The organism is Halosaccharopolyspora lacisalsi (assembly GCF_014137975.1).
GTDB lineage: Bacteria > Actinomycetota > Actinomycetes > Mycobacteriales > Pseudonocardiaceae > Halosaccharopolyspora > Halosaccharopolyspora lacisalsi.
Genome location: NZ_JACGWZ010000001.1, coordinates 208,788 through 228,457, shown reverse-complemented (window position 1 = coordinate 228,457; position 19,670 = coordinate 208,788). Strand labels below are relative to the sequence as shown.

The window sequence follows — 19,670 nt, the reverse complement described above, 5'->3', positions numbered from 1 at the left end:
CGCCGGGACGACGCGTTCACCTCACCGCGTCACTTGTGGGAGAACACGGTGTAGCGCGAAGCCGACCAGTCAGGCCCGTTCCCGACGGGGACGAGCTCGACGCGGATCGAGGACTTGCCCGCGGTCATGGCGGGCGGGATGTCGAAGCCGTCCTGCAACCAGCGGTGGCTCCGGTTTCCCAGTGGCTGCAACCACGTCCCCACCGTCTTGCCGTCGACGCGGACCCGCACCTTCTGGTGGGACTGCGCCTGATCGCTCAGCCTGCGCAGTCGCACCCCGTTGTTCGACTCGGAGATGTCGACCTCGAAGCCGACCCGCCCGGACGCGGTCGTGGTCTCGCGGGTCAGTGGCTCCGGATCGCGCAGACCCACGAACGTGGAGGTCAGCGTCTCGACCTTCTCTCCACCGGCCTTGTAGGAGTGCTTCGCCCGACTGCTCCGGTCGGCGAGGTCGATCCGGTCGGTCCGCTCCGTACCGGAGGGCAGACCGCCGTACCAGTACGCCGTCGAGCTGTAGAGTCCCGGCTCGTTGTTGGACGGACCGTGTTCGATCCCGGCCACGATGCCGTCGGAGAACGGCACGGCGTCGGGGATCATCAGCCGGTACGCACCGGTGCAGTCGTACTTGCACCCGTCGCCGTAGCGCTCGTAGGCGGGGTTGCCCGCCAACGGCATGGAGTACGTGGTGCCCGACCGGAAGTACCACCCGGACTCGTAGAAGTCCTCGCTCCCGGTTCCGTGCCAGGACGGGCTGGAGGACCCGTTGACGTAGAACCGCTCGTCCCCCTCGAGGTAGTTGCGGATGTTGGCCATCGCGTGGTCGCGCGAGGACAGCGGCTCGGTGGTCCTCTCCTTGCCGTGCGGCGGGATCCGGCCCCTCATGCTGTGCGTGACACCGTAGAAGGTGCCGCTCCCCCGGGCGGTCAGGAAGTTCCAGTCCTCGCCCTGCACCGTCGCTCCGCGCTTGTGGGTGGCGTGGAAGTAGCCCCTGCCCGTGCCGGGGCCGACCCGCTCGGACGGGACGCTGCCGGCCTCCAGCGTGGCCCGTTCGATCGGTACGTCACCGGTGTTGACCAGCTCCACGGTGGCGGTGCGGTTGAACGGCATCGGCCACCACGAGGTGTACCAACCACCGGATCCGGCGTCGATGGAGCTCATCATCCTGCGGACGTCGTACTCACCGAGCCCGGAGCCGAAGAACTCCCCGATCGGGGCGTCCACGGTGGTGTGGCCGTCGAAGGTGATCCGCAGCCGCGTGGAGCGCAGTACCTCGTCGGAGGCCGCGACCTTCTCCGGCGGGGTCGGGTAGCGGCTGACCAGCTTGTCGCGCTCGAAGACCTGGTTGGTGATGCTGTAGTCGTGGGCCTGCTCCTCGCCCGGATGCGTGGGGCCGAGATTGAGCACGTCGGTGCGCACCCATTCCCCGTCGACCAAGCTGTGCACCTCGTAGCGGAACTCGTTGAAGTCCAGCTCGGAGGAGACGAACCGGTTGGTGATCCGCAGCGAGGACTTGCCCTCGGTCATCCTTTCGGGGACCTCGATGTTCTGGGTACCCCACTGCCCCGCGACGGCGGGACCACTGCGCCACTCACCCGCGGGCTGACCGTCCACCAGCATCGTGGCGGTCTGGTGGCCTATCTGCGGGTCGAAACGCCGTGTGATCCGCACGCCCTCGTTGTTCGGCGCCACGGCGGCCCTGAACTCGCTGCCGCCTCCCGCGCCGAAGGCCCGACCGTCGTCGACCACGCGAGGGCTTGCGGCCACCTGCGGAATCCGCAGGCGCAGCTCGTCGATGCTCGCCGGACCCCGAAGTGTCGCCAGCTGCTCGGATTCGCCCGGTTCGAGGGAGAAGTCCTCGCGGGCCACCTCGGCCGTCGGCGCCGGTGGCTTGGGATCGTCGATGCCGAATCGCCGCAACTTCCGGACGACGTCGGAGGCGGGGTCGGTGGGATCGAAGGTCGACACGTCCTCGGCGTCGGGAAAGACGCGGTGATCGACGTGGTAGAAGTACGGGTTGTCGTCCACGGTGATCCGCATCGATTCCCGGTAGGGCATCGGCACCTTGATGACCGCTCCGCCCTCCGTGTCATCGGCGTTTCCGACCAGCGGCCAGACGAAGGGCGCGCCGATCCGCCCGCTGACCACGTCGCTCAGCGGGGCGTCCAGCACGGTCTTGCCGTCCAGTTCGACGGTGATGTTCCCGGTCGCGGTCACGTCGCCGAGCGGTTCCCGGGTGAACCAGATGGAGGCTATCTCACCGGCACCCGCGCGCTCGGCGATGACGCAGCCTTCCGAAGTGGTGCGCAGACAGGAATAGGTCCCCGCGAAACCGTCGTCGTTGCTGCCGTCGCGCGCGAAACTGGAGAACTGCCTGGTCCTTTCGGAACCGCGCGACCGCGTCAGTTCGTCGAGTTGCCGATAGGTCTCCCAACCGACGGTTCGTTCGGAAACCGCTCCCCCGTCCGCCGAGTCCGGCTCGGCATGAGCGGGTGTCGCCACTCCCGCCGGAGTGACCAACGCCGCCGAAGTCAGCGCCAGCACGCCGAAGTGAGCCGTGACTCCCCTACTTCGACCCGCCACCCGCCGAAACAGCCGCCATCCTGCTGCCATCGTGCAAGCCTCCCCACAACCGCATCCACACAGGACCCGTCCTCTCCCGGACAGGGTCTACCCGTTCACTCACCGGTGCGCGACTCGAATTCACCACCCTCGCTCGAACGGGGCCGCTCATATCACTCGTTCAGGTAGGCGCCTTCCCGGTGTCCCGGAACACCGACACGTACCGGAGCCCCGGATGGACTCGATCGGCCGAATTCGTCCTCATGATGGTTGCCGGTGGAAGCGAAAAGCGAAATCACCCATCCAGGTGTTCTCATTCCTCGTCGCGACATCGGCGACATTCGCCGACACCGCTTCTACGTGTCCTCCCGCCGACTCCGAAAACCCGTTATTCCGGCGGGCAAAACACTCGGTCCCGATGCGACACGGCATACGCGCTACCGGACTTTCCCGCGGCCGACTCGGTCGCCGAAACGGGTCACGACACCGGGTGAGGCTCGATCCTCGTCACAGCGGTGACGCACCAGCACTCCACCGCGCTGACCGGGGAACCGAGGAAAGCGATTACCGGAACACCAGGACGACCCCCAGCACCGTGTCAAGCCTCACAGTCCGCTCGCACGACCGCAGCCGATCGTCCGCTTTCGTCCGAATCACCAAGGAGTCACGCCTGGGTAACGAGGCAGCGGGTTCAGGCCTGTCACCGCCGTATTCCCGAGACATGTCGTTACCGAAGCTGCCCGACCGTTACGGTTGGTACCCGTGACCGCCACACCCGAGCGCCCGACATCAACAGCGCCTCACGCCGACAGCGACGAAGGCGCCACCGACTGGGCGAACCGTTCCCTCTTCGACACCCGAGGCATCCCCTGGTGGTGGGCGGTGCTGCTGGCCGTGGTTCCGACCGCGCTGGGCACGCTGATCGACGTGCTCGTCTGGTCCGAACCCGGCCTGGTGTTCACGTGCTGCTACGCCCTCGGATCGCTGCTGGCCGTCGCGCTGGTCCGACGCACGAGCCTGTTCGGGCCGATGGTGCAGCCCCCGCTCGTGCTGGCGATCATCATGCCGCTCGTCGTGCTGATGGTCGGCGCCAACGTGCCCAGCAACGCGGGAACGACAGCCACGGTGCTGGCCGTGGCCAGCCCACTGATCAGCGGCTTCCCCGCCATGGCGATCACCACGGCACTCGCGATCGCCATCGGCCTGTTGCGCATGTTCGTGCTGGAGCGCTACCGGCCACGCGAGCCCAGGACCCCCGTCGAGGACTCCGACGCCCCGACCAAGAAGGCTCCTCGCCCCGTCGGCCAGAAACCACCGGAGGCGGAGCGCAGGCCGGCGGAGGACAAACAGCGCCCGGCTGCGGCCAGGGGAGAGGGTCGGCGACGCCCCGCGTCGGGGCCCGAGTCGGGGCAGCGATCGGCACGCGGCGCGCGCACGTCCGGGCGGGGAAGGCCCGCCGAAGGTGGGGAGCCGGCCAAACCGGCTGCGAACAAGAAGCGTCCCAAGCCGGCCGCGGAGCAGCAGAAGGCCAAGCAGGACGGCGCGCCGTCCAAGCGGGGAGCACGTGCGCGCGGTTCGGCCCAGGGCGGAGAACAGCAACGCGGCTCCCAACAGGGCAAGCAGCGGCAGGGCGGGCAGCCGGGACGGCCCGCACCGGGTTCTCGTCCGCGCGGAGAGGGCAAGGACAAGCCCCAGCGGAACGAGCAGCCTCCTCCGGGACGCGGAGCGGGGCAACAGCGTCAGGCGCCTCCCGGGCGCGGCGGTAAGCCACCCCAGCGGCCCTCCGGCGACCAGCCCGGTCGTCCCCGGCGCCCACGGCGCGACAACGGCTGAGCCGTGGTGTGGTGCGGTTCCGCGTGGAACCGCACCACCGGGGCGCCTTACCGGACGCTGCTGCCGCTCGAGTTCTCCGGCAGGTCCTTGCGCAGTTCGCGCGGCAGCGCGAAGGAGACCTTCTCGTTGGCCGTGGTGACTTCCTCGACCTCGCCCCAGCCCTGCTCCTGCAGGTAGTCCAGCACCTGGAAGACCAGCGCGTCGGGGACCGAGGCACCGCTGGTGACGCCGACCGTGTCCACTCCGTCCAACCAGCTCTCGTCGATCTCGCTGGCGTAGTCGACCAGGTACGAGGTGCTGGCGCCCGCCTGCAGGGCCACCTCGACCAGCCGCTTGGAGTTCGAGGAGTTCTGCGAACCGACCACGAGCACGAGGTCGCACTCGGCGGCCATCGCCTTGACCGCGACCTGCCGGTTGGAGGTGGCGTAGCAGATGTCGTCGCTGGGCGGGGCCTGCATGTCCGGGTAGCGCTCCTGAAGCTGGTGGACCCGCTCCATCGTCTCGTCCACGCTCAGCGTGGTCTGCGACAGCCACACCACCTTGGACGGGTCGCGCACCTCGACGTCGTCGACGTCGTCGGGCTTGTCCACCAGCTGCACCCGGTCGGGGGCCTCCCCGGAGGTGCCCTCGACCTCCTCGTGGCCCTCGTGCCCGATCAGCAGGATGTCGTAGTCCTTGCGGGCGAAGCGGTTGACCTCCTTGTGGACCTTGGTCACCAGCGGGCAGGTGGCGTCGATCGTGCGCAGACCGCGCTTGCTCGCCTCCTCGTGCACGGCCGGGGACACCCCGTGCGCGGAGAAGACCACCAGGCTGCCCTCCGGGACCTCGGAGGTGTCCTCCACGAAGATGACTCCGCGGTCCCGCAGCGTCTGCACGACGTGATGGTTGTGCACGATCTCCTTGCGGACGTACACCGGCGGCCCGTAGGTCTCCAGCGCCCGTTCCACGGTGTCCACGGCACGGTCCACCCCCGCGCAGTACCCGCGGGGTTTGGCCAGCAGGATGCGTTTGCCCGAGGAGTGTTCGGCGCCCGATTCCACGGCGCCTGATTCCACGGTGTCCGATTCCACGGTGTCGGCGTCCTGAGACGAGGTGGTCATGGCACCCAGGGTACGGACCTGGCGGGGCCGGGTCAGCACGGTGCGCGCGCCGCGACCGATCTCACGCCGCGCGGACCCGGCCGATGGATTCCGCGGACCGATTGGGGCAGGCTGGGGTCATGCCCTCGTTCCCGCTGCCCGTGCGAGTCGCCGCAGGAATCGCGGCCACGGCACTCGAAGAGACCCGTCGACTGCCGCGCCAGCTGGTCGGATTGCCGATCACCGTCGCCAGCCAGGCGCTGCAGCTGTCCATGCGACTGCAACAGCAGGTCACCGAACTGGCGATCAAGGGAGACGAGACCCTGTCCCTGTGCGCTCGACACGAGCAGCAGCCGGAGTGGGCCACCTTCGACGAGGACGAGTCCGGCGGCTCCGCCGAGTCCGGCGGCTCCGCCGAGTCCGGCGGCTCCGCCGAGCCGGGCGATTCCGTCCGGGAGGAACCCCGCTCCGCCGAACCGGACACCGCGCCTCCTCCCCTGCCCGGATACGACCAGCTCACGCTCCCCCAGCTGCGCGGCACGTTGCGCCGACTGTCCGAGGCGGACCTGCAGCGGCTGCTCGACCACGAGAGCACCCACAACCGCCGCCCCGACTTCGAGCGGATGCTGTCCAACAGGATCGAAACCCTGCGCTCGAAGTAGGCTTTCGAGGTTCTTCTCGGAAAGCGGCGAAGCCACTTCCCTCCAAGCACGCGGTCGGCACCGTTGGCCGAGGTTCTCCCACCCGCACCACGGCGTGAGCCGTTCGCAGGAACCCTCAACAAGGAGCAGCGCTGAACTCCCCGACGAGCCCCGAAGAGCCCTGGCCGGTTCGCACGGTCTCCCGCAAGATCGCCGATTGGATCAAGCGGCTCGGCACGATCTGGGTGGAGGGCCAGATCACGCAGATATCGGCACGTCCCCGGGCCACGACGGCGTTCCTGACGCTGCGCGACCCGTCGGCCGACGTGTCGCTGACTCTGACGTGCTCGTCGTCGCTGCTGCGCGACATGGACCCTCCGCTGACCGACGGCAGTCGCGTCGTGGTGCACGGCAAACCCGACTTCTACGTGGGGCGCGGCACCCTGAGCCTGCGGGTCGACGAGATCCGCGCGGTGGGGATCGGCGAACTCCTGGCGCGCATCGAGCGACTGCGCCAGCTCCTCAAGGCCGAGGGGCTGTTCGAACCCGCGCGCAAGCGTTCACCTCCCTTCCTGCCCGGACGCGTCGGCCTGATCACCGGGCGCGCCTCCGCCGCCGAGCACGACGTGCTCAGCAACGCCGAACTGCGCTGGCCCGCCGTGCGATTCGAGGTCCGCAACGTCGCCGTGCAGGGCTCGACGGCGGTCCCCCAGATCCTCGAGGCCCTGGAGGAACTCGACCGGGCCCCCGAGGTCGACGTGATCGTGCTGGCCCGTGGCGGCGGCAGCGTCGAGGACCTGCTGGCCTTCTCCGACGAGGCGCTGTGCCGCGCGGTGGCGGCCTGCACCACCCCGGTGATCAGCGCGATCGGACACGAACCCGACTCACCTCTGCTCGACCACGTGGCCGACGTGCGGTGCTCCACCCCCACCGGCGCGGGCAAACGCGTCGTGCCCGACGTCGCCGAGGAGACCCAGCGGATCCACCAGCTGCGCGACCGCGCCCGGAGAGCGCTCCAGGGGTGGGTCGAGCGCGAACGCCGCCTGCTGGACTCGCTGCGCAGCAGGCCCTCCCTCGCCGACCCGCTCGGGCCGCTGCAACGCAGGTCGGAACAGCTGAACACGCTGCGGGAACGTTCCCGGCGGGCGGTGCTGACGGTGCTGAACACCGAGCAGCACTCGCTGACCGCGACACGATCACGCTTGACGACCCTCGGTCCGGCCGCCACGCTGGCTCGTGGGTACGCGATCGTGCAGCGCGTCGGGCCGGACGGCGTTCCAGCCGTGATCCGGTCCGTCGGCGACGCCGAGCCGGGAACCCGACTGCGGGTGCGAGTCGTTGACGGATCGCTCCACGCGGTCGTGGCCGACCCCGGGGAGTGATCGACGCGAACCGCGGAGGTCCGCCGTACCCGTCCACTCGGTGATCCGCCGTCATCGTCCGTCCAGCACGCCAACAGGGAGGTCGTGGTGCCGCACCCGGAGCAGGAGTCCACGTTCCTTCCGTTGACGGTGGCCGTGACGAACTCCGCGAGCGCCGACTCCGGCCGCGTTCCCGCGCACACCGTGCGCCAACGCGCCGAGGAGGCCGAAACCGTCGCCGCCGGATGCTGGGTCGCCCTGCTGGGGGGCTGCGAGTCACCGGAGCTGCGGGCGCTGCCGGGCCGGCTGCGCGCGCTGGCCGAGGCGACGTCGATCTACGTGGGGACCCGGTGGTGGTGCGGGCACGGCGCGGGATATCGACGTAAGGTCGCCGAGACACAGTTGCGCATCAACGACGCGGTGCGCGAGGGCGACGGTGCCGAGTTCGCCGAGGCGTTCGCCGGCTACGACCGGGCGATCGCCACGGCTGTGGTGTCCGTACCGAGCACGTTGGAGAGTTCAACCCCGTGACCACGAACGAGCAGGACCGCGACGAGCAGGACCGCGACGAGAACGAGTTCGACCCCGAGGCCGCCCACCCCGAGGTGACCGGCCTCGGTTACGAACAGGCGCGTGACGAGCTGACCGAGGTGGTGCGGCAGCTGGAAGCCGGCGGGCTGTCCTTGGAGGACTCCCTGAGCCTGTGGGAGCGCGGCGAGGCGCTGGCGGCGGTGTGCGAACGTCACCTGGCGGGCGCACGCGAGCGCGTCGACCGGGCGCTGGCATCCGTCGAAGCGCCCGCCGAGGAGTAGCGGTCCCTCAACGGCTCGCGGCGGGACTCGGGGAGGCCACCACGAACGCCGCTCGCCTACGTCACGGCTGCGGTGCGACGGGTGCGGCTCCGGCGACGGCCGTGGCGAAGGTGCGGAACTCGCGGTCGCTCCCGCTGCCGGTGATCAGCAGGCGCACGCCTCGCCTTTCGGTGACCCAGGCGTGTTCCGAGCGGACGCTGTCGTAGTCGACCCAGCGCAGTCCGCCCGCTTCGACGACGCCCCTGGCCCGGGGTGACCGTCTGGTCTCGAAGGACACGAGCTCGGCCTCGGAGGCGCTGGACTGCGACAACCTCATGTAGTGCGATCCGGCGGTCAGCCAGCCGACCCGCACCGCTCGGGCCTTCGAGGGGAGCTGCTCGACGTCGGCGGAGTTGGCCCGCCACCCGGCGGGCAGCCGCGGTTCGAACACCGGGAAGTCCATCCGGCGGGCCGCCTCGTGCAGTTCGGCGGTCGCGTCGACGGTCGGCGCCGAGCCCTGCTCGACCGACGGCCCGAGCGGGCTGAACGAGCACTGCCCGGTGAGACCGGCGACACCGGCGACCACCAGCACCAGGGGCAACATCGAGAACAGCATCGAGGTCACGGTTCGGGACGGCCGTCCCCCGGCGGACTGCTGGTTGCGCTGTTCGGCCACGCCCCTCATGCTCTCACCCACCGCCGCGCGTGCACCCGCGCGGCCGCGTGGAGGTGGGCTCGCCCACGTGGGTCTCCCGCGGCCGTCCGGATCTGCGAAGATCCTTCACAATCCATGCTCGGAACGTACTGGTCGGTTCGTCAACCGAGCCGCTCCTGCTCGTCATCGGGAGGCATCACATGAGTACCTCAGTTCCCCACACTTCCGTTCCCGACACTTCCACCGACGACCGGCACGAGGCGCCGGATCGCAACCTGGCCATGGAGCTGGTCCGGGTCACCGAGGCCGCCGCGATGGCCGCCGGTCGCTGGGTCGGTCGCGGCGACAAGAACTCCGGCGACGGCGCGGCGGTCGACGCCATGCGCAAGCTCATCGGCACGGTGACCATGCGCGGAGTCGTGGTCATCGGCGAAGGCGAGAAGGACGAGGCGCCGATGCTCTACAACGGTGAGGAGGTCGGCAACCACAACGGCCCCGAGTGCGACGTCGCCGTCGACCCGATCGACGGCACCACCCTGCTGAGCAAGGGGATGCCCAACGCGTTGGCCGTGCTCGCCGTGGCCGAGCGCAACGCGATGTTCGATCCCTCCGCCGTGTTCTACATGGAAAAGCTCGCCGTCGGGCCGGAGGCGGCCGGCAGCGTCGACCTCGGTGCTCCGGTGGCCGAGAACGTCCGGCGCGTGGCCAGTGCCAAGCACATCGACGTCACCGACGTCACCGTCTGCATCCTCGACCGTTCCCGGCACGAACAGCTGGTCTCCGAGGTCCGCGAGGCCGGCGCGCGAATCCAGTTCATCACCGACGGTGACGTGGCCGGAGCGATCGCGGCGGCCCGGCCGAACAGCGGGGTGGACATGCTGATGGGGATCGGCGGCACTCCCGAGGGCATCATCACGGCCTGCGCGCTGAAGTGCCTCGGCGGCGAGATCCAGGCGCGGCTGTGGCCCAAGGACGACGACGAGCGGCGCCAGGTCACCGAGGCCGGTCACGACGTCGAGCGCATCCTGGGCACCTCGGACCTGGTCGGTGGTGACAACGTCTTCTTCTGCGCCACCGGGATCACCGACGGGCCGCTGCTGCGCGGGGTGCACTACCAGTCGAACCGCTGCACCACGCAGTCGCTCATGATGCGGTCGAAGTCCGGGACCGTTCGCTCGGTCGAGGGGTCGCACCGGCTGAGCAAGCTGCGTCAGTACTCCGACGTGGACTTCGGCAGCGGTGGTTCCGAGCACCAGCCCCTGCTCCCCTGATCCGGCGGGGTTGGGCGGTCGTGGCGAGAACTGCCCAACCCTCACCCGGAAGGGCCGTGAAGAGCGCGAAGGGCGACGACAACGGCCCTTCGGAGGAGGGAGAGACCTCCCTGAGCGGGTCCCTGGTCCGTGGAACGTTCACTACCTTCCGTTTCCAGCCGGCTCACAGCGCCGGAGACACGGAAGGATGCACGCAGATGCGCAAGAGATCTTTGCTCATCGGAGTGGTCGCGGCGGCCTGCACCGCCCTCGGTGGCCTCAGCGCACCCGCTGTCGCCACCCCCGCCGACACCCCGGAAACCATGATCATCGGTGGCCACGACGCCACCGAGCAGTACTCGTTCATCGCGTCCCTCCAGTCGGGGGGCAGGCACCTCTGCGGCGCCTCGCTGATCAAGCCCGACTGGGTGGTCACCGCGGCCCACTGCGTTCAGGGCGGCGGGCAGTTCACCGTCCGCGTCGGCAGCAACGATCGCACCAGCGGCGGCGAGCAGGCCGGCGTCACCCGGGTCAAGACCCATCCCGGTGGTGACCTCGCCGTGCTCCAGCTGGACCGGCAGCTGCGGAGCCGGCCCATCGACATCGCCTCCGAGTCGGGATCGGTGGGGACCCGCACCCGGATCGTCGGCTGGGGCCAGACCTGCCCGACCCGCGGTTGCGGTGGTGCGCCGCGGACCCTCCAGGAACTGGGCACCAGCATCGTCGGCGACGCCGAGTGCGGGGGCATCTCCGGTTCGACCGAGATCTGCACCGACAATCCCGGCGGGGACTCCGGCGCGTGCTACGGCGACTCCGGCGGACCTCAGATCAAGGGCGCGCCCGGGAGCTGGGAGCTGATCGGCGCCACCAGCCGCAGCGGCAACGGCAGCCCGGTCTGCGCGACCGGCCCGTCGGTCTACACCGACGTGGCCGCCTACTCCCACTGGATCGCCCGGAGCACCCGATAGGGAGTCCCCTGAGGACTCGCGCAGCGAACCGCAGGTCAACCCATGTTCGTGGAGTGACCGGGGAAGAGACGCGCTCCGGTGGTGGCCACCGCGATGTTGTTCACCGCGGTGGCCGCCTCCCCGAACCCGGTGGCGATCAACCGCACCTTGCCCGGGTAGGCCGCCACGTCCCCGGCCGCGTACACCCGCTCGCGATTGGTCCGCATCGTGGTGTCCACCGCGATGGTGCGCTTGTCGATCTCCAGCCCCCAGGACTCGATCGGGCCGAGGTCGGCGGTGAAACCGAGCGCGGCGACCACGGTCTGCGCGGGAAGCACCCGCTGCTGCCCGTCCGACAGCGCCAGCTCGATCTCGTGAACGCCGTCGGCGTCCCCCCGGATCTCGGCCACCTCGGCCTCGGTGATCAGCGGAACCCCGAGGTCCTCGACCTTGTGCACCAGTCCCGACTGGGCGCGGAACCTGGCGCGGCGGTGCACCAGCGTGACGCTCCGGGCGATCGGGTGCAGGGCCAGCGCCCAGTCGAACGCGGAGTCACCACCACCGACGACCACCACGTCGTGTCCGCTGTGGGCGTTGAGCTCGGGGATGAAGTGCACCACTCCCCGATCGACCCAGCCGTCCCCGGCGGGCAGCGGGCGCGGGTTGAACTCCCCGATGCCCGCGGTGATCAGCAGCGCACCCGCCCGCACGGAAACCCCCTCGGCCGTGCCCACCAGCAGCCCGCCCTCCACATCGGAGAGCTCGGTGGCGTGGCGGCCGAGCAGGTAGGTCGGGTCGTACTGGGCGGCCTGCTCGACCAGCGCGGAGACGAGGTCGCGTCCGCGAACCTCGGGGAACCCGGCGACATCGAAGATCATTTTTTCCGGGTACATGGCAGTCACCTGCCCACCCGGTTCCGGCAACGCGTCCATCACCGCCACCGACAAACCGCGAAAGCCCGCGTAGTACGCGGCGAACAGCCCCGTCGGTCCGGCGCCCACCACGAGCAGGTCGACCTCGTGGCAGGCCCGCTCGCCTGTCACCTCCGTCATGAGCAACCACCTCGAATGTGACGTCGTCCTCACCCTAGTGCTTTTTCCGCGGGCGTGGGGTGACCGGAACGCGGTTTCGCCGAAACAGGTGAAGCGTCCGCCCGATTCGCCCCGCGACGGGCGGCTTCCGGAGTCCTCTAGACCATCGATGTCGATCTCGCAATAGGCCGATTCGCTGAATCCACCCCGGTATTCAGCGGTACCTGGCCGGTAACAAACGATCTACGTTGCCTCGAAACCGTCCGGGAGAGGAGAACGCGGTGAAGACACGAGCGCTACTGCTCGGCGGCTTCGCGGCCCTGGCCATGACAGTCGGTGCCACACCGGCCGTCGCCGGCGCCGCATCCGCACCCTCCGACGATCCGAACACGATGATCGTCGGGGGACACGAGGCAACCGAGTCCTACGAATGGATGGCCTCCCTGCAGCGATCGGGCCAGCACAGCTGTGGTGCTTCCCTGATCGACCAGCAGTGGGTCCTGACCGCCGCGCACTGCGTCCAGGGAGCCAACCCCGGCGACCTCGGCCTGCGCATCGGCAGCTCGGACCACACCACCGGTGGTACCGAGGCCGGGGTCTCCGAGATCGTGGTTCACCCCGACTACGCCACGCAGTCGCCCAACGGCGACATCGCCCTGCTCAAGCTGGATCGTACGGTCGCGGCGGACCCGGTGGACATCGCCGAGTCCGCCGGCGCGCCCAACACCCCCACGAGGATCATCGGCTGGGGCGTGACCTGCAGGACGCGTGGATGCGGTCAGCCGCCCGAGCAGTTGCAGGAGCTCGACACCAAGCTGGTCGCCGACGGCAGGTGCACGCTCAGCGGTGTCGACTCCGGGACCGAACTGTGCACCGGCACCACCGAACCGCTGTCCAACGCCTGCTTCGGCGACTCCGGCGGGCCGCAGCTGCGGGGAGAGCCGGGCGCCTGGAAGCTCATCGGGGTCACCAGCAGGCTCGGCAGCCCGGTACCGGTGTGCGGGACGGCACCGTCGGTCTACACCGACGCCACCGCCTACACCGACTGGATCGAGCAGCACGCGAGCATCTGAGTCGCGGAGCGAAACCGCACCTCGTCGGTGTGACACGGTCCGACCGGGCCGTGTCCCACCGACGTGACGTGGCGCTTCCCATACTGACCCACCCAGCCGGGACGGTCCACACTTTCGCCATGACTGAACAGAATTACCGGATCGAGCACGACACCATGGGTGAGGTCAGGGTGCCCGCCGACGCCCTGTACCGGGCACAGACCCAGCGTGCCGTGGAGAACTTCCCGATCTCCGGACACGGGCTGGAACGCACGCAGATCCGCGCGCTCGGGCTGCTCAAGGCCGCCACCGCTCGCGTCAACGGCAGGCTCGGCATCCTGCCCGAGGACATGGCCGAGGCGATCGCCGCCGCGGCCGACGAGGTCGCCGACGGGCGCCACGACGCCCACTTCCCGATCGACGTGTTCCAGACCGGATCGGGCACCTCGTCGAACATGAACGCCAACGAGGTCATCGCGACCCTGGCCACCCGCTCGCTGGGCCGCGACGTGCATCCCAACGACCACGTCAACGCCTCGCAGTCGTCCAACGACACTTTCCCGACGACGATCCACATCGCCGCCACCGAAGCGGTCCTGACCGACACCATCCCCTCCCTGGAGTACCTCGCCGAGGTGATCGAGGGTCGTGCCGCCGAGTGGTCGGAGGTGGTCAAGTCCGGCCGCACCCACCTGATGGACGCCGTGCCGATCACGCTGGGCCAGGAGGCCGGAGCGTGGGCCAGCCAGGTGCGCTTCGGCGTCGAGCGACTGCGCGCCGGGCTCGGCAGGCTCGGGGAGCTGCCGATCGGGGGTACCGCCGTCGGCTCCGGGCTCAACGCGCCGAAGGGTTTCGGCTCGGCCGTGTCCGAGGAGCTCGCCCGCGTCACCGGACTGCCGCTGACCGAGGCCCGCGACCACTTCGAGGCCCAGGCCAGCCAGGACGGCGTGGTGGAGACCTCCGGCAACCTGCGCACCGTCGCGGTGAGCCTGAACAAGATCGCCAACGATCTGCGCTGGCTGGGCTCCGGCCCGCGCACCGGTCTGGCCGAGCTGGCGCTGCCGGACCTGCAGCCCGGTTCCTCGATCATGCCGGGCAAGGTCAACCCGGTCATCCCGGAGGCCACCCACCAGACCGTGGCCCAGGTGATCGGCAACGACGCCGCGGTGTCCTTCGCCGGTTCGCAGGGCAACTTCCAGCTCAACGTCAACCTGCCGGTCATCGCCCGCAACACGCTCGAATCGGCCCGGCTGCTGGCCGCCGTGTCCCGCCTGCTGGGCGAGAAGGTCTTCGCCGGAATCCGTGCCGACGTCGAGCGCACCCGCGAGTACGCCGAGGGTTCGCCGTCGATCGTGACGCCGCTCAACCGCTACATCGGCTACGAGGAGGCCGCCGCGGTGGCCAAGCAGGCACTCAAGGAGCGCAAGACCATCCGCGAGATCGTGCTGGAACGCGGCCACGTCGAATCGGGCAACCTCACGCTCGAGGAGCTCGACACCGCCCTGGACGTGCTCGGAATGGCCCACCCCGAGCAGTGACGGGAGCACGGGGTCGTGAGTGGCCGAAGGCGGTCCACGGCGAAAAAGTCGCTCACGGCCCCGCGCGGTAACTTGCTTCACTCATTGGTGGCATTATCGTGACTCTACGAAAGCAGCGTGTCCACGCGGGGGTGATGGAGGTTCGGGAGAAGACATCCGACGGCGAAGGCGCCGCCGTCTTCACCGAGGTCCGGCGACTGATTCGGGAGGGCGACAACGAGGGTGCGCTCGACATCACGACCGCCATCGCCGACCGAGCCACCGACCCGCTGGTCACCGGCAGAGCCCTGGTCGTCATGCTGGGCCGCCTGTTCAACCTCGGTCGCACCGAGGAGTGCCCCCCGGTGCTGGATCGGGCCTTCGACGTGCTCGGCGACCGCAGGAGCCCCGAGCTGCTGGGCGATCTGTACGCGCTGGCGGGCATCACCGCCGCCCGGGACTCGTTGCAGCGCTGCATCCGGCACCTGGTCCAGGGCAGCCGCGAGCTCGACCGGGTCCGGCATCCGGGCATCGACGCGGTCAGCGCCTGGCACGACCTCGCCGTCACGTACTCCTACGTCGGTTTCCACGCCCAGGCGATGACGCTGGCCGAACGCTGTTACCTGTCGGGGCAGGAGATCGGCCTGCCCAGCGGCGACCACGCGCTGCCCGAGGTCGGGGTGCGCTGGGCGGTCTCCCTGGACCACCGAGGTGACACCGAAGCGTGCGCGCGGATCCTGCGCGAAGTGCTGTCCACATGGGAGCAACGCACCGATCCGGCCGCCATGTGGCCCGTCGAACAGCACTACTACGGCTACGCCGCTGTTCGGCTGGCGGCGCTGGGTGAGGACGTGAGCTTCGATCCGTCCCTGTTCACGGTGGAGGAAAGCGGCTGGGAAGTGGCCGACCTGCGACTGCTGGCCGGGGCGTGCGCCGCCCTCGCGGAAGGACGACCGCACGAGTCCCTGGAACGGCTGGCAGGGCGGTGGATCAACCACTACACGCTCGGCTCCGCCGAGATCCACCGGGTACGCGCTCTCGCCCACGCGGCGGCCGACGACCACCGCTCGGCCCTGACGGCCGACCGCCGGGCGATGCGGGTGTCCACCCAGGGGATCGAGCAGTTGCGGGACCGACTGGTCGACGGGACCAAGGCATCCCTGGACCACGAGGCACTGCGGCGAACCGTCGAGCAGTACGCCTCGGAGGCGCTCACCGATCCGCTGACCGGCCTGCCCAACCGCAGGCACTTCGACCGCCGGATCACCCAGCTGGCCGAGCAGCGGATCCGCGCCGCCATCGGCGTCATCGACCTCGACGGCTTCAAGGCGGTCAACAGCGCCTACGGCCATCTCTCCGGGGACCTCGTGCTGCAACGGGTGGCGGCGATCCTGGCCCGCTCGCTGCGGGACGGCGACTTCGTCGCCCGCTACGGCGGGGACGAGTTCGTCGCGGTGCTGCCCGAGACCGACCTGGCCACCGCCGAGGAGGTCGGCAAGCGGGTCGCCACCGCCGTGGAGGCGGGCGGCTGGGAGGCCCTGGTGGCCGACACACCGGTGTCGATCACCGTCGGCTGGGCCGAGCTGGACGCGCGCTCCGACGTGGCGGCCACCGTCGCCGGCGCCGACCGCGCCATGCTCGACCGCAAGGAGCACGTCCCGGCTCCACCCGAGCAGCGCAGGACGGGAGGCGACGTGTCGCCCCCGTCGGTGAACCGGCCCGGACCGGCCGGATGAAACAATGGGGGCATGAGCACACCGGGCGACGAACCGAACATCGAGCGGCTCCCCGACGAGCTCGTCGAGGACGACCACAGCTCGATCGACCTCGGTTCCGGCACGATCGATCCGCGCGAGCACCGCCCGCGGGTGTTCGCCACCGCCGAACCCGAGTCGTACGTGGCCGTGCTCGTCATCGAGTCCTCCTCGGAGTCACCCGACTACGAGCCCTGGTACGAGGAGTCGTTCGTCCTGCTCACCGCCGAGTCCGACGACGAGGCCCGGGAGAAGGCCCGCGAGTACGGCAAGCAGCACGAGACCAGCCACCACGACGAGCACCAGCGGCTGGTCAACTGGAAGCTCAAGCACGTGGTGGAGGTCAAGAAGCTCGAGGACGCCACCTTCGACGACGGTTCGGAGCTCTACAGCCGTGTCTTCCGCGACTACTCCGGCTACAGCTCCTTCGAGCCCCGGCTCGGTGACGAGGAGCTGTAAGGCTTTCCGGTGGACGTCTTCCACGATCGGGTGACACGACTTGATCTCGAACTGAGGTTCGCGCCGTAGTTCGCCGGTGCTCTCCGCCTACGTCGACGAGTCGTACGACCCCGGCGTCGGCGCTTACATCCTCACCGCCGGCATCGTCGACCTCGCCGACGCCGGGGAACTTCGCTCCACGCTGTACGAGCTGCGGCCCGGACGGGGCAGCTCCACTGGCACGAGTCCGATCCATCCCACGGATTGCACTTCGCCAAGGCCGTGGGGGCGCTGGGGATCACGAGCATCTCCGCGGTCGGTCGTGCGACTCATCTGCGTACTGAGCGTGCTCGGCGCAAATGCATGGAGGTCCTGCTCCCCGAACTTGAGCGCACAGGAGCGGGGACCGTCATGTTCGAAGCCCGACAGGCGAAGAACGACGAGCGCGACGTCGACATGGTGGACGCATGCCGCAGGAAAAGGCCGATTTCGCAGGGGTTCCACGTCACGTTCGCCCTCGGAGCGGAGGAACCGCTCCCGTGGCTTCCGGACGTAGCCTGCGGCTCCGTACTGGTGGACCAGCGAGGCGACTCCAGTTACCTGGAGCAGTTCGGCGACACAGCTCGTCTGCTGTTCATCGAAGCGAAGTGACAAAGACCCCAGAGATGCAGAGGCCGGGGTCCCGCCTCCGGCGGGCAGTCCCGGCGTACTTCCACGCACCAACAGAACGTGACTGAGTTCAGCCCACCAGCCGCAGTGACGCCTACCACTCGGAAACGGTCGGCAGAAGCAGTATCCTGAGGTCTCGTGCAGTTCTTGAACGGGCAGCAGCCCACCACCGACCTGACCTACGACGACGTGTTTCTCGCGCCCCGGCGCTCGGGGGTGGAGTCCCGGTTCGACGTGGACCTGGCCACCAGCGACGGCTCGGGCACGACGCTGCCGCTCGTGGTCGCCAACATGACCGCCGTCGCCGGGCGGCGCATGGCCGAGACGGTCGCGCGCCGGGGCGGCCTGACCGTGCTCCCTCAGGACGTCGCCCCCGAGGCGGTCGCCGAGATCGTCTCCTGGGTCAAGCAGCGCCACACCGTGTGGGACACCCCGCTGGTGCTGAACGAGGGTGACGCCGTCGCCGACGCGATCAACCTGCTGCACAAGCGCGCCCACGGCGCCGTGGTCATCGTCGACGACAACAACCACCCGCTGGGCGTGGTGGACGAGGCCGCCTGCACGGACGTGGACCGGTTCGCCCGGCTGGGAGAGGTCACCGACCGCGACCCCGTCGTGCTCGCGCTGGAGACCGAGCCGCGCGAGGTCTTCGAGAGCCTGCACCGCCAGGCCAAGCGGATCGCGCTGGCCGTCGACGCCGAGGGACGCCTGGCCGGGGTCATGACCCGCCGCGGTGCGCTGCGCGCCGAGATCTACACCCCCGCCCTGGACGCCGACGGCAAGCTCCGCGTCGGCGCGGCCGTGGGCGTCAGCGGCGACGTCGCGGCCAAGACGCGGGCGCTGCTGGACGCCGGGGTGGACACGCTGGTGGTCGACACCGCCCACGGCCACCAGGAGAAGATGATCGCCGCGCTGCGCGCGGTCCGCTCGGTGAACCCCGAGGTCCCGGTCGTGGCGGGCAACGTCGTCACGGCCGAGGGGGTCCGCGACCTGGCCGAGGCCGGTGCCGACGTGATCAAGGTCGGTGTCGGTCCCGGTGCCATGTGCACCACCCGCATGATGACCGGTGTCGGCAGGCCCCAGTTCTCCGCCGTGGCGGAGTGCGCCGCCGCTGCCAAGGAGTACGGCAAGCACGTCTGGGCCGACGGCGGCGTGCGCCATCCCCGCGACGTGGCGCTGGCGCTGGCCGCCGGGGCCTCCGCGGTGATGGTCGGCTCCTGGTTCGCCGGCACCTACGAGTCCCCGGGCGACCTGCAGCGCGACGAGCGCGGCAACGCCTACAAGGAGTCCTTCGGCATGGCCTCCAAGCGTGCCGTCGGCGCCCGCACCCGCACCGACAGCGCTTTCGACCAGGCCCGCAAGGCCCTGTTCGAGGAGGGGATCTCCAGTTCCCGGATGAAGCTGGACCCGCAGTGCCCCGGCGTGGAGGACCTGCTCGACCGCGTCACCTCCGGCCTGCGCTCCGCGTGCACCTACGCGGGCGCGCGCACGCTGGCCCAGTTCCACGAGCGCGCGCTCGTGGGCATCCAGTCCGCCGCGGGCTTCGCCGAGGGGCGCCCTCTCCCCGCCGGTTGGTGAGCAACGGAGTGAACGCGTCGTTCTGGCACTCACACCGCCACAACGACGCGTTCACCACAACGCCGTCAGGTCGAGCCGAGGTCGGCGGAGAGCCACCGCTGTGGTCTCAGGAAGACGGCCACCTGCTCGCCCAGCTCGGCCTCGGCGAACTCGACGTAGGGCCCGGCCTTCTCCGCGGGGAGGTAGCGCCTGCTCATCTCCCGCAGCATCTCGCCGGTGCCGGGCACCGTCCGTGACACCGGGCCCTCCACCGACACGTAGCGCACGGTCGGTTCGACCCGTTCGACCATGAGGCTGAAGCACCCGGCCGCCTCGATGAGCCGGGCCTTCCTGGAGTCGGCCTCGGTCAGCACCCACGCCTCGCCGCCGGGCGAGTACTGGTACCAGATGGGCACGGTCAGCGGTCCGCGGTTCGGACCGGCCGACACGGACAGCGCCGCGACGTGCGGCTCGGCCAGGAACTGCTCGCGTTCGGCTGTGGTTAGCGACATGGGCCGAATCTAGCCGCGGGCACCG

Annotated in this window: 18 protein-coding genes; 13 read left to right on the top strand and 5 right to left on the bottom strand. The window is 69.9% G+C overall.

Annotated features, from left to right (window positions below):
* Positions 1-29: 29 nt before the first annotated feature.
* Complete coding sequence (locus FHX42_RS01140; RefSeq protein WP_182542222.1) at positions 30-2,609, bottom strand: glycoside hydrolase family 172 protein; 2,580 nt, start codon at positions 2,607-2,609, stop codon at positions 30-32.
* Positions 2,610-3,320: 711 nt separating this feature from the next.
* Here FHX42_RS01140 and FHX42_RS01135 point away from each other — a divergent pair.
* On the top strand, positions 3,321-4,391 hold the full coding sequence (locus tag FHX42_RS01135) for a DUF6542 domain-containing protein (protein WP_182542221.1): 1,071 nt from the start codon (positions 3,321-3,323) through the stop codon (positions 4,389-4,391).
* Positions 4,392-4,438: 47 nt separating this feature from the next.
* Here FHX42_RS01135 and FHX42_RS01130 read toward each other — a convergent pair whose 3' ends face one another.
* Positions 4,439-5,491 carry a 4-hydroxy-3-methylbut-2-enyl diphosphate reductase gene (locus tag FHX42_RS01130; RefSeq protein WP_182542220.1) on the bottom strand — a complete coding sequence of 351 codons (1,053 nt, stop codon included), beginning with the start codon at positions 5,489-5,491 and terminating at the stop codon, positions 4,439-4,441.
* A gap of 119 nt (positions 5,492-5,610) precedes the next feature.
* Here FHX42_RS01130 and FHX42_RS01125 point away from each other — a divergent pair, with 119 nt between their 5' ends.
* The 4 genes from FHX42_RS01125 to FHX42_RS01110 all read left to right on the top strand — a co-directional run bounded on the left by FHX42_RS01125 (position 5,611) and on the right by FHX42_RS01110 (position 8,284).
* The gene (locus FHX42_RS01125) at positions 5,611-6,132 is read left to right on the top strand and encodes a lipid droplet-associated protein (RefSeq protein WP_182542219.1); all 522 of its coding nucleotides are present in this window, start codon (positions 5,611-5,613) and stop codon (positions 6,130-6,132) included.
* Positions 6,133-6,263: 131 nt separating this feature from the next.
* Entirely contained in the window at positions 6,264-7,493 is a 1,230-nt protein-coding gene (gene xseA, locus FHX42_RS01120) for an exodeoxyribonuclease VII large subunit (RefSeq protein WP_182543428.1), read from the top strand.
* Between the two features lie 84 nt (positions 7,494-7,577).
* A complete protein-coding gene (locus tag FHX42_RS01115; RefSeq protein ID WP_328795831.1) occupies positions 7,578-8,003 on the top strand; it encodes a hypothetical protein in 426 nt (141 codons plus the stop codon).
* Positions 8,000-8,284, top strand: coding sequence for an exodeoxyribonuclease VII small subunit (locus FHX42_RS01110; protein WP_328795830.1), 285 nt, complete (start codon positions 8,000-8,002; stop codon positions 8,282-8,284). Before FHX42_RS01115 ends, FHX42_RS01110 begins: the two co-directional genes overlap by 4 nt.
* Before the next feature lie 61 nt (positions 8,285-8,345).
* Here FHX42_RS01110 and FHX42_RS01105 read toward each other — a convergent pair whose 3' ends face one another.
* Positions 8,346-8,960 (bottom strand): DUF4245 domain-containing protein, encoded by a 615-nt coding sequence (locus FHX42_RS01105; protein ID WP_328795829.1) that lies wholly within the window; start codon positions 8,958-8,960, stop codon positions 8,346-8,348.
* 158 nt (positions 8,961-9,118) lie between these two features.
* Between FHX42_RS01105 and glpX the strand changes: the two genes are divergently transcribed.
* Together glpX and FHX42_RS01095 are read left to right on the top strand one after the other, a co-directional pair.
* Positions 9,119-10,189 (top strand): class II fructose-bisphosphatase, encoded by a 1,071-nt coding sequence (gene glpX, locus FHX42_RS01100; RefSeq protein WP_182542218.1) that lies wholly within the window; start codon positions 9,119-9,121, stop codon positions 10,187-10,189.
* A gap of 197 nt (positions 10,190-10,386) precedes the next feature.
* A complete protein-coding gene (locus FHX42_RS01095) occupies positions 10,387-11,136 on the top strand; it encodes a S1 family peptidase (protein WP_182542217.1) in 750 nt (249 codons plus the stop codon).
* 35 nt (positions 11,137-11,171) lie between these two features.
* Here FHX42_RS01095 and FHX42_RS01090 read toward each other — a convergent pair whose 3' ends face one another.
* Positions 11,172-12,167, bottom strand: a complete 996-nt coding sequence (locus FHX42_RS01090) for an NAD(P)/FAD-dependent oxidoreductase (RefSeq protein ID WP_182542216.1) — start codon at positions 12,165-12,167, stop codon at positions 11,172-11,174.
* A gap of 260 nt (positions 12,168-12,427) precedes the next feature.
* Between FHX42_RS01090 and FHX42_RS01085 the strand changes: the two genes are divergently transcribed.
* The 6 genes from FHX42_RS01085 (at position 12,428) to FHX42_RS01060 (ending at position 19,154) form a co-directional block, all read left to right on the top strand.
* Entirely contained in the window at positions 12,428-13,219 is a 792-nt protein-coding gene (locus tag FHX42_RS01085) for a S1 family peptidase (RefSeq protein ID WP_328795828.1), read from the top strand.
* Between the two features lie 119 nt (positions 13,220-13,338).
* Positions 13,339-14,736, top strand: coding sequence for a class II fumarate hydratase (locus FHX42_RS01080; protein WP_182542215.1), 1,398 nt, complete (start codon positions 13,339-13,341; stop codon positions 14,734-14,736).
* Between the two features lie 98 nt (positions 14,737-14,834).
* The gene (locus FHX42_RS01075; protein WP_328795827.1) at positions 14,835-16,451 is read left to right on the top strand and encodes a GGDEF domain-containing protein; all 1,617 of its coding nucleotides are present in this window, start codon (positions 14,835-14,837) and stop codon (positions 16,449-16,451) included.
* 12 nt (positions 16,452-16,463) lie between these two features.
* On the top strand, positions 16,464-16,928 hold the full coding sequence (locus FHX42_RS01070; RefSeq protein WP_182542214.1) for a DUF4288 domain-containing protein: 465 nt from the start codon (positions 16,464-16,466) through the stop codon (positions 16,926-16,928).
* 390 nt (positions 16,929-17,318) lie between these two features.
* Entirely contained in the window at positions 17,319-17,558 is a 240-nt protein-coding gene (locus tag FHX42_RS01065) for a hypothetical protein (protein WP_182542213.1), read from the top strand.
* Between the two features lie 156 nt (positions 17,559-17,714).
* Positions 17,715-19,154 carry a GuaB1 family IMP dehydrogenase-related protein gene (locus tag FHX42_RS01060; protein WP_182542212.1) on the top strand — a complete coding sequence of 480 codons (1,440 nt, stop codon included), beginning with the start codon at positions 17,715-17,717 and terminating at the stop codon, positions 19,152-19,154.
* Positions 19,155-19,219: 65 nt separating this feature from the next.
* Here FHX42_RS01060 and FHX42_RS01055 read toward each other — a convergent pair whose 3' ends face one another.
* A complete protein-coding gene (locus FHX42_RS01055; protein WP_182542211.1) occupies positions 19,220-19,645 on the bottom strand; it encodes a pyridoxamine 5'-phosphate oxidase family protein in 426 nt (141 codons plus the stop codon).
* Positions 19,646-19,670: the final 25 nt, after the last annotated feature.

Excerpts from the sequence above, each read along its gene's own strand:
- FHX42_RS01140 (WP_182542222.1), bottom strand. The coding sequence starts at position 2,609 with ATGGCAGCAGGATGGCGGCTGTTTCGGCGGGTGGCGGGTCGAAGTAGG.
- FHX42_RS01130 (WP_182542220.1), bottom strand. The coding sequence starts at position 5,491 with ATGACCACCTCGTCTCAGGACGCCGACACCGTGGAATCGGACACCGTG.
- FHX42_RS01125 (WP_182542219.1), top strand. The coding sequence starts at position 5,611 with ATGCCCTCGTTCCCGCTGCCCGTGCGAGTCGCCGCAGGAATCGCGGCC.
- glpX (WP_182542218.1), top strand. The coding sequence starts at position 9,119 with ATGAGTACCTCAGTTCCCCACACTTCCGTTCCCGACACTTCCACCGAC.
- FHX42_RS01095 (WP_182542217.1), top strand. The coding sequence starts at position 10,387 with ATGCGCAAGAGATCTTTGCTCATCGGAGTGGTCGCGGCGGCCTGCACC.
- FHX42_RS01090 (WP_182542216.1), bottom strand. The coding sequence starts at position 12,167 with ATGACGGAGGTGACAGGCGAGCGGGCCTGCCACGAGGTCGACCTGCTC.
- FHX42_RS01080 (WP_182542215.1), top strand. The coding sequence starts at position 13,339 with ATGACTGAACAGAATTACCGGATCGAGCACGACACCATGGGTGAGGTC.
- FHX42_RS01070 (WP_182542214.1), top strand. The coding sequence starts at position 16,464 with ATGAGCACACCGGGCGACGAACCGAACATCGAGCGGCTCCCCGACGAG.
- FHX42_RS01065 (WP_182542213.1), top strand. The coding sequence starts at position 17,319 with ATGTTCGAAGCCCGACAGGCGAAGAACGACGAGCGCGACGTCGACATG.
- FHX42_RS01055 (WP_182542211.1), bottom strand. The coding sequence starts at position 19,645 with ATGTCGCTAACCACAGCCGAACGCGAGCAGTTCCTGGCCGAGCCGCAC.